The organism is Ferrovibrio sp., from assembly GCF_046297595.1.
Lineage (GTDB): Bacteria > Pseudomonadota > Alphaproteobacteria > Ferrovibrionales > Ferrovibrionaceae > Ferrovibrio.
Genome location: NZ_JBKBHT010000010.1, coordinates 1 through 14250, shown reverse-complemented (window position 1 = coordinate 14250; position 14250 = coordinate 1). Strand labels below are relative to the sequence as shown.

The following is a 14250-nucleotide window of genomic DNA, read 5'->3' as shown; positions in this document are numbered from 1 at the left end:
CCGCTTTGAATGCGTATGCGTCAGCCGATCAGGCCGCCGCTTCCTCGCCGGCCGTCTGGACCGGACCCGAGTCCAGGCCCTTGGCGGCCGGATCGCGATCAACCAGCTCGACCACGGCCATCGGGGCAGCATCGCCGTAACGGAAACCGGCCTTCAGCACGCGACTGTAGCCGCCGTTGCGGCTGGCGTAGCGCTGGTTCAGGGTCGAGAACAGCTTATCGACCGCGGCCTTCTCCGGCAAGAAGGACAGAGCCTGGCGACGGGCATGCAGATCGCCGCGCTTGCCGAGCGTGATCAACTTGTCGATCAGCGGCTTCAGCTCCTTGGCCTTCGGCAGCGTCGTGGTAATCTGCTCGTGCTTGATCAGCGACGCAGCCATGTTGCCGAACATGGCGCGGCGGTGGGCGCTGGTCTTATTGAGTTTGCGGCCGGCATTGCGGTGACGCATGACTACTCTCCTCGATCTTCTTTAGGCGGGCAGGATCAGTACTGATCCTGCAGCTTCTTCGCCAGTTCCTCGATATTCTCCGGCGGCCAGTTGGGAACATGCATGCCGAGATGCAGACCCATCTGAGCCAGAACTTCCTTGATCTCGTTGAGCGACTTGCGGCCGAAATTCGGCGTGCGCAGCATCTCCGCCTCGGTCTTCTGGATCAGATCACCGATGTAGACGATGTTGTCGTTCTTGAGGCAGTTGGCCGAACGCACCGACAGCTCCAGCTCGTCGACGCGGCGCAGCAGATTCGGATTGAATTCCGGCTCGGCCGAGGTCTTCTCGCGGGTCTCGGCCTTCGGTTCTTCGAAGTTGATGAAGAGCTGCAGCTGGTCCTGCAGGATGCGGGCGGCATAGGCCACCGCGTCTTCCGGCTTGATCGCGCCGTTGGTCTCGAGCTGCATGGTCAGCTTGTCGTAGTCGAGGATCTGGCCCTCGCGGGTGTTCTCGACCTTGTAGGAGACCTTGCGGACCGGGCTGTACAGCGCATCGACCGGGATCAGGCCGATCGGCGCGTCTTCCGGACGGTTGGCCGAAGCCGGCACATAGCCCTTGCCGGTCTCGACGGTCAGTTCCATGCGGATGGTGGCGCCGGCATCCAGCGTGCACAGCACGTGGCTCGGATCCATCACCTCGATGTCATGGCCGGTCTCGATCATCTTTGCCGTGACTTCGCACGGACCCTGAGCATTCAGATGCATGCGCTTCGGGCCTTCGCCGTGCATCTTCAGAGCCATCGACTTGATGTTCAGAACGATGTCGGTAACGTCTTCGCGCACGCCCGGAATGGACGAGAATTCGTGCAGCACGCCGTCGATCTTGATCGATGTGACAGCGGCACCCTGCAGCGACGACAGCAGCACGCGGCGCAGCGCATTGCCCAGGGTCAGACCGAAACCGCGCTCGAGCGGTTCGGCAACAATGGTAGCGGTACGGCCCGGCACGGCGCCCGGCTCGATCACCAGCTTGTTCGGCTTAATCAGATCGGTCCAATTCTTCTGGATCACCTGTAACCTCGTTCGGTTGCGGCGGGTGCGGGCACTCCGCCTAGACCACCTCGGTTGTGGCAGCGGCCGCCCCTGAATGTCGTTCGGGGGTGGCGGCCGGCCACGTTGTTCTCGTTGCGCGCCGGTTTACATCCGGCGCGACAGATCAGATGCGGCGACGCTTCGGCGGGCGGCAGCCGTTATGCGGTATCGGCGTGACGTCGCGGATGCTGGTGATGACGAAGCCGACGGCCTGCAAGGCGCGCAGGGCCGACTCGCGGCCCGAACCCGGACCCTTCACCTCGACCTCGAGGGTGCGCACGCCATGCTCGGCGGCGCGGCGGCCGGCCACATCGGCCGCGACCTGGGCGGCATACGGGGTCGACTTGCGCGAGCCCTTGAAGCCCTGACTGCCGGCCGACGACCAGGCAATGGTATTGCCCTGCGCGTCGGTGATGGTGATCATCGTGTTGTTGAACGATGCATTCACATGCGCAACGGCAGAGGTGATGTTCTTCTTTTCCTTGCGCCGGGGGCGCGCGGCCTTGTCCTTGACCATGGGTATCCTGCAGTCCTTCGAAAACGGAAGCTAACGGTTTAGCGCGTCGCCTTTTTCTTACCGGCGATGGCAACCGCCTTGCCCTTGCGGGTGCGCGCGTTGGTGTGGGTGCGCTGGCCGCGGACCGGCAGGCCCTTACGATGACGCAGGCCGCGATAGCAGCCCAGGTCCATCAGGCGCTTGATGTCCATGGCGATCTCGCGACGGAGGTCGCCTTCGACCTTGTAGTCGCGGTCGATGGTTTCGCGGATCTGCAGAACCTCGGCATCGGTCAGTTCGTTGACCCGACGTTCCGGCGGCAGACCCACCTTCTCGCAGATTTCTTTCGCCTTCACCCGGCCGATGCCGTAGATGTAGGTCAGTGCGATCACGACCCGTTTGTTGGTCGGAATGTTCACGCCAGCGATACGCGCCACGTTTTTCTCCTCGAATCACACGCTCCGGCCGGCCGGAGCGTTTACCTTGGGCGACCCAAAGGCATGGGACAAACCCAACGAAGTCAAAGACTTACGTCAGGGTCCCTTACCTCTTTTCCTGCTCGCGCCCTTAGCCCAAGGGGCGCGATTATAGAAACTCTCTCTACTCAGTCAACTACTTAAGTGCAATCAGAGCGAGGCCAGAACGCCCTCGATCTGACGCGTAACCTCGTCGATTTCCGCCATCCCGTCGACCTGGCGGAGGATCCCCCGCCCCTTGTAATACGGAAGGAGCGGAGCAGTCTGCTCGTGATAGGCCTTGAGCCGCGAAACCACGGTTTCGGCGTTGTCGTCGGCCCGCCGGGTGAAGTCGGTCGAGCCGCAGCGGTCGCATACGCCAGGCTGGCTGGTCGGCTGAAACTTATCGTGATATCCCGCGCCGCACTTGCTGCAGGTGAATCTGCCAGTAATGCGCTCAACCAGAACGCTATCATTGACCTTCATCTCGATCACGGCGTCCAGCTTGAGCTTGCGCTCGGCGAGCATCTTGTCCAGCGCCTCGGCCTGCTTGGTGGTGCGCGGGAAGCCGTCCAGGATGAAGCCCTTGCGGCAGTCGGGCTGGTCAATCCGATCGGCGATGATGCCGACCACGATCTCGTCCGAGACCAGGGCGCCACTATCCATCACCGCCTTGGCCTTCAGGCCGATGGCGGTGCCGGCCTTGACCGCAGCACGCAGCATGTCGCCGGTCGATAGCTGAACCAGGCCGTGGTTGGCGGTCAGCCGCTGGGCCTGGGTGCCCTTGCCGGCGCCCGGCGGTCCAAGCAGGATCAGCCTCATTTCCTCGCTCCCCTCAGCTTGGCCTTCTTGATGAGGCCTTCGTATTGATGCGCCAGCAGATGCGACTGGATCTGCGCCACCGTATCCATGGTGACACTGACCACGATCAGCAGCGAGGTGCCGCCGAAATAGAACGGCACGGAATACTGCGAGATCAGCAATTCGGGCAGCAGGCAGACCGCCGAGATGTAGATGGCACCGACCACGGTCAGGCGGGTCAGGACATAGTCGAAATACTCGGCGGTGCGCTGGCCGGGACGGATGCCGGGCACGAAGCCGCCATACTTCTTCAGGTTATCGGCGGTGTCGTTCGGGTTGAACACGACCGAGGTATAGAAGAAACAGAAGAAGATGATCAGCGCGACATAAGTCGCCATGTAGAGCGGCTGGCCATGGCCGAGCAGCGTAGTGATCGTGGTGACCCAGCCGGGCGCACCAGAGCCGGCGCTGAACTGCGCAACGGTGGCAGGCATCAGAAGCAGCGACGAGGCGAAGATCGGCGGAATCACGCCGGAGGTATTCAGTTTGAGCGGCAGATGCGAGCTTTCGCCGCCGAACACGCGGGCACCCTGCTGACGCTTGGGATACTGCACCAGGATGCGGCGCTGGGCGCGCTCCATGAACACGATGAAGGTGATCACGGCAACGATCAGCACCAGCAGGAACAGGATGAAGAAGGTGCTCAGCGCGCCGGTGCGGCCCAGTTCCAGGGTGGCCGCCAGAGCGCGCGGCAATTCGGCGATGATGCCGGCGAAGATGATCAGCGAGATGCCCTGGCCGATGCCGCGCTGGGTAATCTGTTCGCCCAGCCACATCAGGAACATCGTGCCACCGGTCAGCGTGATGACGGTGGTGAGGCGGAAGAACATGCCCGGATCGATGACGGCGCCACCGGTGCTGCCCGTCATGCCTTCCAGGCCGACCGCGATACCGTAGGACTGGATCAATGCCAGGAACACGGTGCCGTAGCGGGTATACTGGTTCAGCTTTTTGCGGCCGGCCTCGCCTTCTTTCTTCAGCGCTTCGAGCTGCGGCGAAACCGCAGTCAGCAGCTGAACGATGATCGAGGCCGAGATATACGGCATGATGTTCAGCGCGAAGATGGTCATGCGCTCGAGCGCACCGCCGGCAAACACGTTGAACATGCCCAGGATGCCGCCGGCCTGCTGGCGGAAAATATCCGCCATGATCATGGGATCGATGCCCGGCAGCGGGATATAGGTACCAAGACGGTACACGATCAGCGCGCCGATCGTGAACCATATGCGCTTCTTCAATTCGGTCGCTTTGGCAAATGCCCCGAGATTGAGGCTGCCTGCCATGCGTTCCGCTGCCGATGCCATGTCCGAGCCCTAAAATCCGACCGCGTGAACTAACAATAAGAACGACGGGGCCTGATGCCCCGTCGCAATCGACCCAGCAGGTCTTACTTCTTCTTGCCCTTGGCCTTCTTCTCGGCCTTCGGCTCGGCTTCAGCCTTCGGCGCGACCAGCACGGTGATGCTGCCGCCGGCCTTTTCCACCGCCGCCTTGGCGGTCGCCGAGGCGCCGCTAACGGTGATGGTCACCTTCGACTTCAGCTCGCCGGTGCCCAGCAACCGCACGCCGCCGGCCTTGCGCGAGCACAGGCCCGCAGCCTTCAGGGCGGCTTCGTCCAGCGGCTTGGAGGCGTCGATCTTCTTCTTGTCGATCGCAGCCTGCAGGCGGCCGATATTCACGGTCTCGTAGGAAACCGGATTCAGCGGATTGAAACCGCGCTTCGGCAGGCGGCGGTAGATCGGGGTCTGACCACCTTCGAAGCCCTTGATGCTGACGCCGGTACGCGCCTTCTGGCCCTTGACGCCACGGCCTGAGGTCTTGCCCTTGCCGGAGCCGATGCCGCGGCCAACGCGCATACGCTCCTTGCGGGCGCCCGGATTGTCGGCGATCTGATTGAGACGCATGTTGCTAACCCTTCCGCTCGGGCCGGCTGATGAATGCCGGCCGCTTGTTCCTTAGCCTTCGACCTGCAGCAGGTGCTGAACCTTGGCAATCATGCCGCGGACCGAAGGGGTATCCTCCAGCTCACGGGTCTGATTCAGCTTACGCAGGCCAAGGCCGACCAGGGTCTGCTGCTGGTCGACAGTGCGCTTGTTGGCCGACCGGATCCAGGTGACCTTCACGGTCTTGCTGGCGGCCGCAGCTTTCGCCTTCGCCATGACCCTTACTCCTCAGTCTCGGGGCGGCGACCGAGAATGTCGCCCACCTTCTTGCCGCGCTTCGCCGCGATATGGCGGGGAGCGTTCAGCTGCTTCAGCGCCTCGAAGGTCGCCTTCACCATGTTATGCGGGTTGGAAGTGCCGAGCGACTTGGTCACCACATCGGCCACGCCCAGCGTCTCGAACACGGCGCGCATCGGACCGCCGGCGATGATACCGGTGCCCGGAGGGGCGGCACGCAGCACGACCTTGCCGGCGCCATGACGGCCCTCGATGTCGTGATGCAGGGTGCGGCCTTCGCGCAGGTTGACGCGGATCATGTTGCGCTTGGCATGCTCGGTCGCCTTGCGGATCGCTTCCGGCACTTCGCGGGCCTTGCCCGAACCGTAGCCGACGCGGCCCTTCTGGTCGCCGATGACAACCAGGGCGGCGAAACCGAAACGACGACCGCCCTTCACCACCTTGGCGACGCGGTTGATGCTGACCAGCTTGTCGACGAGTTCGTTGTCGCCGCGCTCGCGATCACCACCGCGCTCGCCGCGTTCCCGCTCGCCCCGTTCAGCCCGTTGAGTAACAGCCATAGTACCCAAACCTTTCTTAGAAATTCAGGCCAGCTTCGCGAGCCGCCTCGGCGAGCGCCTTGACGCGCCCGTGATACAAATAGGCACCGCGGTCGAAAGTGACGTCGGTGATGCCCGCAGCCTTGGCGCGCTCGGCGATCAGCTTGCCGACTTCCGAAGCCGCCTTGCTGTCGGCGCCGGTCTTCAGCGAGCCGCGCAGGCCGGGTTCCAGCGACGAGGCCGCGACCACGGTCACGCCCTTCAGATCGTCGATGACCTGGGCATAGATGTAACGCGAGGAACGGTGCACGCTCAGGCGCGGACGGCCATGGGCCGCGGCGATGATCTTGGTGCGGTTCCGCTGCTTGCGGCGCTCGTTCAGAGCGTTCAGGCGAGTCTTCATGCTCATAGCGGCATTCCTTACTTCTTCTTGCCTTCCTTGCGCAGGATGGTCTCGTCGGAATACTTGATGCCCTTGCCCTTGTATGGCTCAGGCGGCTTGATCGCACGGATTTCCGCAGCGACCTGGCCGACGAGATGCTTGTCCGCGCCCGAGATCTTGATCGAGGTGGGCTTTTCCACCTTGATCTCGATGCCCGCCGGGATCGGGTAGATCACTTCGTGGCTGAAGCCCATGTTCAGCTGCAGGTTCTTGCCCTGCATCGCCGCACGGAGGCCGACGCCATTGATGTCCAGCTCGCGGCTGTAACCGTCCTTGACGCCCTTCACCAGGTTGTTCACCAGCGTGCGCTGCATGCCCCACATGGAGCGGGCGCGACGGGTGGCCTGACGCGGCTTGACGGTGATCTTGTTGTCAGCCAGGGCGACATCGAGATCTTCCACGATGGTGAGCTTAAGCTCACCCTTCGGGCCCTTGGCGGTCAGGGTCTGGCCGGCCAACTGGACCTGCACGCCCTGCGGCACCGGAACCGGATGCTTGCCGATACGCGACATGGTTCAGACTCCTTAGAACACGCGGCAGAGGACTTCGCCGCCAACATTGGCAGCGCGGGCCTCGACATCGGACATCACACCGCGCGGGGTCGACAGGATCGAGATCCCGAGACCGCCACGAACCTTGCCGAGGTCCTTGATCGCCGAGTAGACGCGGCGGCCAGGCTTCGAGACGCGGTCGATCGTCTTGATCACCGGCTCGCCCTCGTAATACTTCAGTTCGATGCGCAGATTGCGCTTGTTGCCATCTTCCTGCAGCTCGTAGCCGCGGATATAGCCTTCCTTCTTCAGGACCTCGAGCACGTTCATACGCAGCTTCGAGGCCGGGGAGGCGATGGTCGCCTTGCCCGCCTGCTGGCCGTTACGGATACGGGCCAGCAGATCGCCCAGGGGATCGGTCAGAGCCATGTGTCTGCTCTCCTTACCAGCTCGACTTGACCATGCCGGGGATCTGGCCGCTCGAGGCCAGTTCACGCAGCATGTTGCGCGACAGTTTCAGCTTGCGATAGGTGCCGCGCGGGCGGCCTGTCAGTTCGCAGCGGTTACGCACGCGGATCTTCGCGGAGTTGCGCGGCAGTTCGGCCAGCTTGAGGGCGGCCTCGAAGCGCTCTTCCGGGGTGACGTTCTTGTTCTTGATCGTGGCCTTGAGCTTGGCGCGCTTGGCCGCGTACTGCGCCGACATCCTGCGGCGGCGCTCGTTTTTCTCGACGGAACTCGTCTTTGCCATATCAGCGGTCCCTTCTCGGCTCAGTTCATGAACGGCATGCGGAAACCGGCCAGCAGGGCCTTGGCTTCCTCGTCCGTCTTCGCCGTGGTGCAGATGATGATGTCCATGCCGCGCGTGGCATCGACCTTGTCGTAGTTGATCTCCGGGAAGATCAGCTGTTCTTTCAGGCCGAGCGCATAGTTGCCGCGACCGTCGAAGCTCTTGCCGTTCACGCCGCGGAAATCGCGGACGCGCGGCAGCGCGATGTTGATCAGCCGGTCCAGGAACTCGTACATGTGCTCGCGGCGCAGCGTGACCTTGCAGCCGACGGCCTGACCTTCACGCAGCTTGAAGTTCGCGATCGCCTTGCGGGCCTTGGTCAGCACCGGCTTCTGGCCGGTGATCGCGGCCAGTTCGGTCGCGGCGGCCTGCACTTTCTTGGAATCCTGGGCGGCTTCGCCGACACCCATGTTGACGACGATCTTGTCGATCTTCGGCACTTCCATCGGGTTCTTGTAGCCGAACTTCTCGATCAGCTGCTTGCGAACCTGGTTCTCGTACATGTCTTTCATGCGCGGATTGGCCATCTCAGCCTCCATCAGCGATCGATGACTTCGCCCGAGCGCTTGGCAAAGCGCACGCGGCGGCCGTCATCGAGGGTTTTCACGCCAACGCGGGTCGGCTTGCCGTCCTTCGGATCGGCATGCATCACGTTGGAAATATGCAGGCCGGCCTCGCGCTCCTCGATGCCACCGGCCGCGGTGCGGCTCGGCTTGACATGCTTGGTCACCTTGTTGGCGCCGGCAACGACGACGCGGTCGGTCACGCGGTTCACGCTCATCACCTCGCCGGACACGCCCTTCGAGCGTCCGGTGATGACGACGACCTTGTCGCCCTTCTTGATCTTCAGCTTCTCGGCCATGGCTCAGAGCACCTCCGGCGCCAGCGAAATGATCTTCATGTGGCCCTTGCCACGCAGCTCGCGGGTCACCGGGCCGAAAATACGGGTGCCGATCGGTTCCTGCTGCTTGTTGATGAGGACCGCGGCGTTGCGGTCAAAGCGGATCGCGCTGCCATCGGGGCGGCGGATTTCCTTGGCGGTGCGGACGATGACGGCGCGATGCACGTCACCCTTCTTCACGCGACCGCGCGGAATCGCGTCCTTGACGGACACGACGATGATGTCGCCGACCTGTGCCGTACGGCGCTTGGCTCCACCCAGCACCTTGATGCACTGGACCCGGCGTGCGCCCGAATTATCGGCGACGTCGAGATTGGTTTCCACCTGGATCATTGGACCTGTACCTCGCTAAATATCTTTGGTGGGCTTTAGGAGGCGTTCTCGACGACAACCCACCGCTTAAGCTTCGAGATGGGTTTCGACTCCTGAATCCACACAACCTCGCCCTCCTTACGGGAGTTATTCTCGTCGTGGGCGTGGTAATTCTTCGAACGACGGATGAACTTCTTGTACACCGGGTCCATGATGCGGCGCTCGACCTTCACGACGATGGTCTTGTTGCCCTTGTTGCTCACCACGACGCCCTGCAATACGCGCTTCGGCATCTTTCTCTCCTTACGCCTGCTTGCCGCCGACCTGCTTGTGCAGGGCGGTACGCACACGGGCGATGTCGCGACGCACCTGGGTGACGCGCGCGGTGTTCTCCAACTGACCGGTCGCCTTCTGGAAGCGCAGGTTGAACTGCTCTTTCTTCAGATCGGCGAGCTTGGTGGTCAGCTCGTCCTTGGTCTTGCCGACCAGTTCGTTGGCCTTCATGACTTACGCTCCCTCACCCAGGCGGGTGATGACTTTCGTGCGGATCGGCAGCTTGGCGGCGCCCAGCGCGAAGGCTTCCTTGGCCAGATTGGCCGGAATGCCGTCGAGTTCGAACATCACGCGGCCCGGCTTGATCCGGCAGACCCACAATTCAGGCGAACCCTTACCCGAACCCATGCGGACTTCGGCCGGCTTCTTCGACACCGGCACATCCGGGAACACGCGGATCCACATGCGGCCCTGGCGCTTGATGTGGCGGGTGATCGCACGGCGGCAGGCTTCGATCTGGCGGGCGGTCACGCGCGCCGGCTCCATCGCCTTCAGGCCGAAAGCACCGAAATTGAGATCGGTACCGCCCTTGGCGACGCCCTTGATGCGGCCCTTAAAGGCCTTGCGGAACTTGGTACGCTTCGGTTGCAACATCTCTCGTTACTCCCGGCTCAGCCCTGACGGCCCTGGTGGCCGCCCTGGTGACCCTGGACCTGCTCAGCCATGCGCTTGTCCTGCGCCATCGGGTCATGGGCCATGATTTCGCCCTTGAACACCCAAACCTTCACACCGCACGAACCGTAAGCGGTCTTCGCCGTGGCACGGGCGAAATCCACATCGGCGCGCAGCGTATGCAGCGGCACACGGCCTTCGCGATACCACTCAACGCGGGCGATTTCCGCGCCGCCCAGACGGCCGCCGCAGTTGATGCGGATGCCGCCGGCGCCCAGACGCATCGCCGACTGCACGGCGCGCTTCATGGCGCGACGGAACGCCACGCGACGCTCCAGCTGCTGGGCGATATTCTCGGCCACCAGCTTGGCGTCCAGTTCCGGCTTGCGGATCTCGACGATGTTCAGGTGCACTTCCGACTTGGTCATCTTGGCCAGATCGGAACGCAGCTTCTCGATGTCGGCACCCTTCTTGCCGATCACCACGCCCGGACGGGCCGAGTGGATGGTGATGCGGGCCTTCTTGGCCGGGCGCTCGATCACGATGCGGGCAACGCCGGCCTGGGCCAGACGCTGCTCGAGATACTTGCGGATCTTCAGATCCTCATGCAGCAGGCCGGCATATTCCTTGTCGCTGGCATACCAGCGGGAATCCCAGGTGCGGTTGATGCCGAGGCGAAGCCCGACCGGATTGACTTTCTGACCCATTACGCCTGCTCCCCGCTCTGCGCTTCAGCCTTCTTCGACTTCGGAGCCGACTTGGCCTCCGTCGACTTGGCTTTGGCCGGAGCCTTCTTCTCTTCCTCGCGCTCGCGCACCACGATGGTGAGGTGGCTGAACGGCTTCAGGATCTTGGCGCCGCGGCCACGCGCGCGGGCGTGGAAACGCCGCATCACAAGGCCCTTGCCCACGCTGGCTTCGGCAACGACCAGACGGTCGACATCGAGCTGGTGGTTGTTTTCGGCATTGGCGATCGCCGACTGCAGGACCTTCTTGACGTCCTGCGCGATGCGCCGCTTGGAGAAGGTCAGCTCGGAGAGAGCCGATTCAACCCGCTTGCCGCGGATCAGACCGGCAACCACACCCAGCTTGCGGGGGCTAACACGGATGTTGCGCCCCACGGCCATGGCCTCGTTCTCGCCGAGGCGGGATTCGCGCGCCTGCTTGCCCATGGTTACTTCTTCGCCTTCTTGTCAGCGGTGTGGCCGTGGAAGGTGCGGGTCGGCGAGAACTCGCCGAACTTGTGCCCGACCATTTCCTCGGTCACCAGAACCGGGATGAACTTATTGCCGTTATGGACGCCGAAGGTCTGGCCGACAAACTGCGGCATGATCGTCGAACGCCGCGACCAGGTCTTGATGACCTCCTTGCGGCCCGACGACGCAACCTTGTCGGCCTTCTTCAGCAGATACCCGTCTACGAACGGGCCTTTCCAGACAGAACGTGTCACGATCTACCTCCTAGCCCGATCAGCTATGCTTGCCCGACGGGCGGCGGCGCAGGATCATCTTCTGCGTCCGCTTGTTGTTACGGGTGCGCTTGCCCTTGGTGTTCTTGCCCCACGGGGTCACCGGATGGCGACCGCCCGAGGTACGACCTTCACCACCACCATGCGGGTGGTCGATCGGGTTCATGGCAACACCGCGAACGGTCGGACGGATGCCCATCCAGCGCTTGCGACCGGCCTTGCCCAGCTTGGTGTTCTGGTTGTCCGGGTTCGACACCGCACCGATGGTGGCCATGCATTCGGCCTGCACCAGACGCTGCTCGCCCGAGGCCAGACGCACCAGAGCCATGCCCTGATCCTTGCCGACCAGCTGCACGAAGCTGCCGGCCGAACGGGCCATCTGGCCACCCTTGCCGGGCTTCAGCTCGACATTGTGGATGATGGTGCCGACCGGGATCGACTTCATTGGCATCGCGTTGCCCGGCTTGATGTCGGCCTTCTCACCGGCCACCACGCGGTCGCCGGCCTTCAGGCGCTGCGGAGCCAGGATGTAGGACAGCTCGCCGTCATCGTACTTGATCAGCGCGATGAACGCAGTGCGGTTCGGATCATACTCGATCCGCTCGACCGTGGCGCCGATATCGAACTTGCGGCGCTTGAAGTCGACCATGCGGTAGCGGCGCTTGTGGCCGCCGCCGATGTGGCGGGTGGTGATACGACCGAAATGGTTGCGGCCACCAGTCTTCTTCAGGCCCTCGGTCAGTTCCTTGACCGGACGGCCCTTGTGGAGCTGCGAACGGTCGATCAGCACGAGGCCGCGGGTCGACGGCGTAACCGGCTTGTATGTCTTCAACGCCATGGCTTTAGATCCCCGTCGTCACGTCGATCTTGTGGCCGTCGGCGAGGGTGACCATCGCCTTCTTCCAGTCCGAGCGCTGGCCCGGCTCGCCACGAAACATCTTGGTCTTGCCCTTCGCGCGCAGGGTATTGACCGCCTTCACCTTGACCTTGAACAGCGCCTCGACGGCGGCCTTGATCTGCGGCTTGGTGGCGGTCAGCGGCACCTTGAAAGTGACCTGGTTGTACTCGGAAGTACGGGTCGCCTTCTCGGTGATCACCGGCGCGAGGATCACGTCGTAGTGATTGATATTGCTCATTTCAGGCGAGCCTCCAGAGCCTCGACCGCGGCCTTGGTCAGAACCAGGGTGTCGCGGCGCAGGATGTCGTACACATTGGCGCCCTGCTCCGGCAGCACGTCGATGTAACGGAGCGAACGCACGGCGCGGGCGAAATTCTCGTCCAGCGTCTTGCCGTCGATGACCAGGGCGCTCTCCAGACCCATGCCCTTCAGCTTGCCGGCCAGTTCCTTGGTCTTGCCGACCTGCAGAACGGCATTGTCGACAATCTTCAGCTTGCCTTCGGCCAGCTTGGTCGACAGCGCGGTCTTCAGCGCCAGCTTGCGAACCTTCTTGGGCAGGTCGATGGCATGGCTGTGCGGCACGGGGCCGAACGCCTTGCCGCCGCCGCGGAACTGCGGAGCGCGGATGCCGCCGTGGCGGGCGCCGCCGCTGCCCTTCTGATTGACGATCTTGCGGGTCGAACCGGCAACCTCGCCATAGGTCTTGGTCTTGTGGGTGCCCTGCTGGCGCTTGGCAAGCTGCCAGATCACATAACGCTGCAGCAGGTCGGCACGCGGCGGCAGGCCGAACACGTCCTTGGACAGCGCAAGCTTGCCCGAGTCCTTGTTCTCCAGCGTGGTCACCGCGATTTCAATGGTATCGGCCATGATCCTATACCCTTACTTCTCGGCGGCCTTGAGGGCGGCCGGCATCGGCAGGTCCTTCGCGCGCGGCTTCTTCACCGCATCGCGAACAACCACATACTGGCCCTCGGAGCCCGGAACGCTGCCCTTGAGCATGATCAGGCCGCGGGCAGCATCCGTGCGCACCACCTGCAGGTTCTGCTGGGTGCGGTTACGGTCGCCCATATGGCCGGCCATCTTCTTGCCCTTGAACACCTTGCCCGGATCCTGGCGCTGGCCAGTCGAACCGTGGCTGCGGTGGCTGATCGAAACGCCGTGCGAGGCTTCGAGGCCGCGGAAGTTGTGGCGCTTCATGACGCCGGCGAAACCCTTACCGATGGTCGAACCCGACACATCGACAAACTGGCCGACGACGAAATGCTCGACCGACAGCTCGGCACCAACATCGACCAGGGCCTCGGCCGGAACGCGAAACTCAACGAGCTTGCGCTTCGGCTCGACGTTGGCCTTGGCAAAATGCCCGCGCAGCGCCTTCGTGACATTCTTCGGCTTAGCCGCATCGACGCCGAGCTGGAGGGCCGTGTAGCCGTCCTTTTCCTCGGTGCGCTGCGCCACCACCTGGCAGTTGTCCACCTTCAGCACGGTGACGGGCACATGCGTACCGTCCTCCGTGAACAGCCGGGTCATCCCCAGCTTGCGTGCAACCAATCCGGTCCGCATGGGTTCGCTTCCCTTACAGCTTGATCTCGACATCCACGCCGGCGGCGAGGTCGAGCTTCATCAGCGCGTCCACCGTCTGCGGGGTCGGGTCGACGATGTCGAGCAACCGCTTGTGAGTGCGGATCTCGAACTGCTCGCGCGACTTCTTGTCGACGTGCGGCGAACGGTTCACCGTGAACCGCTCGATATGGGTCGGCAGCGGGATCGGGCCCCGCACGCGGGCACCCGTGCGCTTGGCGGTGCTGACGATCTCGCTGGTGCTCTGGTCGAGCACGCGATGGTCAAACGCCTTCAGACGGATGCGGATGTTCTGACTGTCCATGGTCCTATGTCCCAGCTAGACGGCGTCGCTTACGCGATGATCTTGGCGACGACGCCGGCGCCGACGGTACG

26 protein-coding genes and 1 pseudogene are annotated in these 14250 nt (G+C 63.2%); all 27 read right to left on the bottom strand.

Annotated features, from left to right (window positions below; all coding sequences use genetic code 11):
• Positions 1-28: 28 nt before the first annotated feature.
• The gene (gene rplQ / locus ACK4FJ_RS19230) at positions 29-448 is read right to left on the bottom strand and encodes a 50S ribosomal protein L17 (RefSeq protein ID WP_374304722.1); all 420 of its coding nucleotides are present in this window, start codon (positions 446-448) and stop codon (positions 29-31) included.
• A gap of 35 nt (positions 449-483) precedes the next feature.
• Positions 484-1500 (bottom strand): DNA-directed RNA polymerase subunit alpha, encoded by a 1017-nt coding sequence (locus ACK4FJ_RS19225; protein WP_409768342.1) that lies wholly within the window; start codon positions 1498-1500, stop codon positions 484-486.
• 145 nt (positions 1501-1645) lie between these two features.
• Positions 1646-2038, bottom strand: coding sequence for a 30S ribosomal protein S11 (gene rpsK, locus ACK4FJ_RS19220; protein WP_298727782.1), 393 nt, complete (start codon positions 2036-2038; stop codon positions 1646-1648).
• 38 nt (positions 2039-2076) lie between these two features.
• Positions 2077-2454, bottom strand: coding sequence for a 30S ribosomal protein S13 (gene rpsM / locus ACK4FJ_RS19215; RefSeq protein WP_300296592.1), 378 nt, complete (start codon positions 2452-2454; stop codon positions 2077-2079).
• Positions 2455-2643: 189 nt separating this feature from the next.
• On the bottom strand, positions 2644-3294 hold the full coding sequence (locus ACK4FJ_RS19210) for an adenylate kinase (RefSeq protein ID WP_409768341.1): 651 nt from the start codon (positions 3292-3294) through the stop codon (positions 2644-2646).
• Positions 3291-4637: a preprotein translocase subunit SecY gene (secY, locus tag ACK4FJ_RS19205; protein WP_409768340.1), complete on the bottom strand. Its 1347-nt coding sequence runs from the start codon at positions 4635-4637 to the stop codon at positions 3291-3293. Before secY ends, ACK4FJ_RS19210 begins: the two co-directional genes overlap by 4 nt.
• Before the next feature lie 83 nt (positions 4638-4720).
• Positions 4721-5236, bottom strand: coding sequence for a 50S ribosomal protein L15 (gene rplO, locus ACK4FJ_RS19200; protein ID WP_409768339.1), 516 nt, complete (start codon positions 5234-5236; stop codon positions 4721-4723).
• Between the two features lie 51 nt (positions 5237-5287).
• Complete coding sequence (gene rpmD / locus ACK4FJ_RS19195) at positions 5288-5491, bottom strand: 50S ribosomal protein L30 (RefSeq protein WP_409768338.1); 204 nt, start codon at positions 5489-5491, stop codon at positions 5288-5290.
• A 5-nt stretch (positions 5492-5496) separates the two neighbouring features.
• The gene (gene rpsE, locus ACK4FJ_RS19190) at positions 5497-6072 is read right to left on the bottom strand and encodes a 30S ribosomal protein S5 (RefSeq protein WP_374304717.1); all 576 of its coding nucleotides are present in this window, start codon (positions 6070-6072) and stop codon (positions 5497-5499) included.
• Positions 6073-6088: 16 nt separating this feature from the next.
• Complete coding sequence (rplR, locus tag ACK4FJ_RS19185; RefSeq protein WP_374305428.1) at positions 6089-6454, bottom strand: 50S ribosomal protein L18; 366 nt, start codon at positions 6452-6454, stop codon at positions 6089-6091.
• Between the two features lie 17 nt (positions 6455-6471).
• Entirely contained in the window at positions 6472-7005 is a 534-nt protein-coding gene (rplF, locus tag ACK4FJ_RS19180) for a 50S ribosomal protein L6 (RefSeq protein ID WP_374304716.1), read from the bottom strand.
• Positions 7006-7017: 12 nt separating this feature from the next.
• Positions 7018-7413: a 30S ribosomal protein S8 gene (rpsH, locus tag ACK4FJ_RS19175; protein WP_374304715.1), complete on the bottom strand. Its 396-nt coding sequence runs from the start codon at positions 7411-7413 to the stop codon at positions 7018-7020.
• Positions 7414-7426: 13 nt separating this feature from the next.
• Positions 7427-7732, bottom strand: a complete 306-nt coding sequence (rpsN, locus tag ACK4FJ_RS19170) for a 30S ribosomal protein S14 (RefSeq protein ID WP_300296572.1) — start codon at positions 7730-7732, stop codon at positions 7427-7429.
• Between the two features lie 20 nt (positions 7733-7752).
• Positions 7753-8283 carry a 50S ribosomal protein L5 gene (rplE, locus tag ACK4FJ_RS19165; RefSeq protein WP_409768472.1) on the bottom strand — a complete coding sequence of 177 codons (531 nt, stop codon included), beginning with the start codon at positions 8281-8283 and terminating at the stop codon, positions 7753-7755.
• A gap of 26 nt (positions 8284-8309) precedes the next feature.
• Complete coding sequence (rplX, locus tag ACK4FJ_RS19160) at positions 8310-8633, bottom strand: 50S ribosomal protein L24 (protein WP_409768337.1); 324 nt, start codon at positions 8631-8633, stop codon at positions 8310-8312.
• Positions 8634-8636: 3 nt separating this feature from the next.
• Positions 8637-9005, bottom strand: a complete 369-nt coding sequence (gene rplN, locus ACK4FJ_RS19155; RefSeq protein ID WP_374304712.1) for a 50S ribosomal protein L14 — start codon at positions 9003-9005, stop codon at positions 8637-8639.
• A 35-nt stretch (positions 9006-9040) separates the two neighbouring features.
• Entirely contained in the window at positions 9041-9277 is a 237-nt protein-coding gene (rpsQ, locus tag ACK4FJ_RS19150) for a 30S ribosomal protein S17 (protein ID WP_409768336.1), read from the bottom strand.
• Positions 9278-9287: 10 nt separating this feature from the next.
• Positions 9288-9488 carry a 50S ribosomal protein L29 gene (rpmC, locus tag ACK4FJ_RS19145; protein ID WP_409768335.1) on the bottom strand — a complete coding sequence of 67 codons (201 nt, stop codon included), beginning with the start codon at positions 9486-9488 and terminating at the stop codon, positions 9288-9290.
• A 3-nt stretch (positions 9489-9491) separates the two neighbouring features.
• Positions 9492-9911 carry a 50S ribosomal protein L16 gene (gene rplP, locus ACK4FJ_RS19140; RefSeq protein WP_409768334.1) on the bottom strand — a complete coding sequence of 140 codons (420 nt, stop codon included), beginning with the start codon at positions 9909-9911 and terminating at the stop codon, positions 9492-9494.
• 17 nt (positions 9912-9928) lie between these two features.
• Entirely contained in the window at positions 9929-10636 is a 708-nt protein-coding gene (rpsC, locus tag ACK4FJ_RS19135) for a 30S ribosomal protein S3 (RefSeq protein WP_300296557.1), read from the bottom strand.
• 92 nt (positions 10637-10728) lie between these two features.
• Positions 10729-11100: pseudogene (gene rplV / locus ACK4FJ_RS19130) on the bottom strand (50S ribosomal protein L22); the annotation flags it as partial.
• 2 nt (positions 11101-11102) lie between these two features.
• Positions 11103-11378: a 30S ribosomal protein S19 gene (rpsS, locus tag ACK4FJ_RS19125; RefSeq protein WP_300296551.1), complete on the bottom strand. Its 276-nt coding sequence runs from the start codon at positions 11376-11378 to the stop codon at positions 11103-11105.
• A gap of 19 nt (positions 11379-11397) precedes the next feature.
• Complete coding sequence (gene rplB, locus ACK4FJ_RS19120) at positions 11398-12234, bottom strand: 50S ribosomal protein L2 (protein WP_374304707.1); 837 nt, start codon at positions 12232-12234, stop codon at positions 11398-11400.
• A gap of 4 nt (positions 12235-12238) precedes the next feature.
• On the bottom strand, positions 12239-12532 hold the full coding sequence (locus tag ACK4FJ_RS19115; RefSeq protein WP_409768333.1) for a 50S ribosomal protein L23: 294 nt from the start codon (positions 12530-12532) through the stop codon (positions 12239-12241).
• Positions 12529-13149: a 50S ribosomal protein L4 gene (gene rplD, locus ACK4FJ_RS19110; protein ID WP_409768469.1), complete on the bottom strand. Its 621-nt coding sequence runs from the start codon at positions 13147-13149 to the stop codon at positions 12529-12531. The genes ACK4FJ_RS19115 and rplD overlap by 4 nt, the downstream gene beginning before the upstream one ends.
• Positions 13150-13173: 24 nt before the next feature.
• Positions 13174-13857 (bottom strand): 50S ribosomal protein L3, encoded by a 684-nt coding sequence (gene rplC / locus ACK4FJ_RS19105; protein WP_409768332.1) that lies wholly within the window; start codon positions 13855-13857, stop codon positions 13174-13176.
• A gap of 13 nt (positions 13858-13870) precedes the next feature.
• A complete protein-coding gene (gene rpsJ, locus ACK4FJ_RS19100) occupies positions 13871-14179 on the bottom strand; it encodes a 30S ribosomal protein S10 (protein WP_144257943.1) in 309 nt (102 codons plus the stop codon).
• Positions 14180-14250 lie beyond the last annotated feature (71 nt).

What these genes read in the sequence shown, in the direction of transcription:
- rplQ (WP_374304722.1), bottom strand. Translation starts at nt 448, where the DNA reads ATGCGTCACCGCAATGCCGGCCGCAAACTCAATAAGACCAGCGCCCAC.
- rpsK (WP_298727782.1), bottom strand. Translation starts at nt 2,038, where the DNA reads ATGGTCAAGGACAAGGCCGCGCGCCCCCGGCGCAAGGAAAAGAAGAAC.
- ACK4FJ_RS19210 (WP_409768341.1), bottom strand. Translation starts at nt 3,294, where the DNA reads ATGAGGCTGATCCTGCTTGGACCGCCGGGCGCCGGCAAGGGCACCCAG.
- secY (WP_409768340.1), bottom strand. Translation starts at nt 4,637, where the DNA reads ATGGCATCGGCAGCGGAACGCATGGCAGGCAGCCTCAATCTCGGGGCA.
- rplO (WP_409768339.1), bottom strand. Translation starts at nt 5,236, where the DNA reads ATGCGTCTCAATCAGATCGCCGACAATCCGGGCGCCCGCAAGGAGCGT.
- rpmD (WP_409768338.1), bottom strand. Translation starts at nt 5,491, where the DNA reads ATGGCGAAGGCGAAAGCTGCGGCCGCCAGCAAGACCGTGAAGGTCACC.
- rpsE (WP_374304717.1), bottom strand. Translation starts at nt 6,072, where the DNA reads ATGGCTGTTACTCAACGGGCTGAACGGGGCGAGCGGGAACGCGGCGAG.
- rplR (WP_374305428.1), bottom strand. Translation starts at nt 6,454, where the DNA reads ATGAAGACTCGCCTGAACGCTCTGAACGAGCGCCGCAAGCAGCGGAAC.
- rplF (WP_374304716.1), bottom strand. Translation starts at nt 7,005, where the DNA reads ATGTCGCGTATCGGCAAGCATCCGGTTCCGGTGCCGCAGGGCGTGCAG.
- rpsH (WP_374304715.1), bottom strand. Translation starts at nt 7,413, where the DNA reads ATGGCTCTGACCGATCCCCTGGGCGATCTGCTGGCCCGTATCCGTAAC.
- rpsN (WP_300296572.1), bottom strand. Translation starts at nt 7,732, where the DNA reads ATGGCAAAGACGAGTTCCGTCGAGAAAAACGAGCGCCGCCGCAGGATG.
- rplE (WP_409768472.1), bottom strand. Translation starts at nt 8,283, where the DNA reads ATGAAAGACATGTACGAGAACCAGGTTCGCAAGCAGCTGATCGAGAAG.
- rplX (WP_409768337.1), bottom strand. Translation starts at nt 8,633, where the DNA reads ATGGCCGAGAAGCTGAAGATCAAGAAGGGCGACAAGGTCGTCGTCATC.
- rplN (WP_374304712.1), bottom strand. Translation starts at nt 9,005, where the DNA reads ATGATCCAGGTGGAAACCAATCTCGACGTCGCCGATAATTCGGGCGCA.
- rpsQ (WP_409768336.1), bottom strand. Translation starts at nt 9,277, where the DNA reads ATGCCGAAGCGCGTATTGCAGGGCGTCGTGGTGAGCAACAAGGGCAAC.
- rpmC (WP_409768335.1), bottom strand. Translation starts at nt 9,488, where the DNA reads ATGAAGGCCAACGAACTGGTCGGCAAGACCAAGGACGAGCTGACCACC.
- rplP (WP_409768334.1), bottom strand. Translation starts at nt 9,911, where the DNA reads ATGTTGCAACCGAAGCGTACCAAGTTCCGCAAGGCCTTTAAGGGCCGC.
- rpsC (WP_300296557.1), bottom strand. Translation starts at nt 10,636, where the DNA reads ATGGGTCAGAAAGTCAATCCGGTCGGGCTTCGCCTCGGCATCAACCGC.
- rplB (WP_374304707.1), bottom strand. Translation starts at nt 12,234, where the DNA reads ATGGCGTTGAAGACATACAAGCCGGTTACGCCGTCGACCCGCGGCCTC.
- ACK4FJ_RS19115 (WP_409768333.1), bottom strand. Translation starts at nt 12,532, where the DNA reads ATGAGCAATATCAATCACTACGACGTGATCCTCGCGCCGGTGATCACC.
- rplC (WP_409768332.1), bottom strand. Translation starts at nt 13,857, where the DNA reads ATGCGGACCGGATTGGTTGCACGCAAGCTGGGGATGACCCGGCTGTTC.
- rpsJ (WP_144257943.1), bottom strand. Translation starts at nt 14,179, where the DNA reads ATGGACAGTCAGAACATCCGCATCCGTCTGAAGGCGTTTGACCATCGC.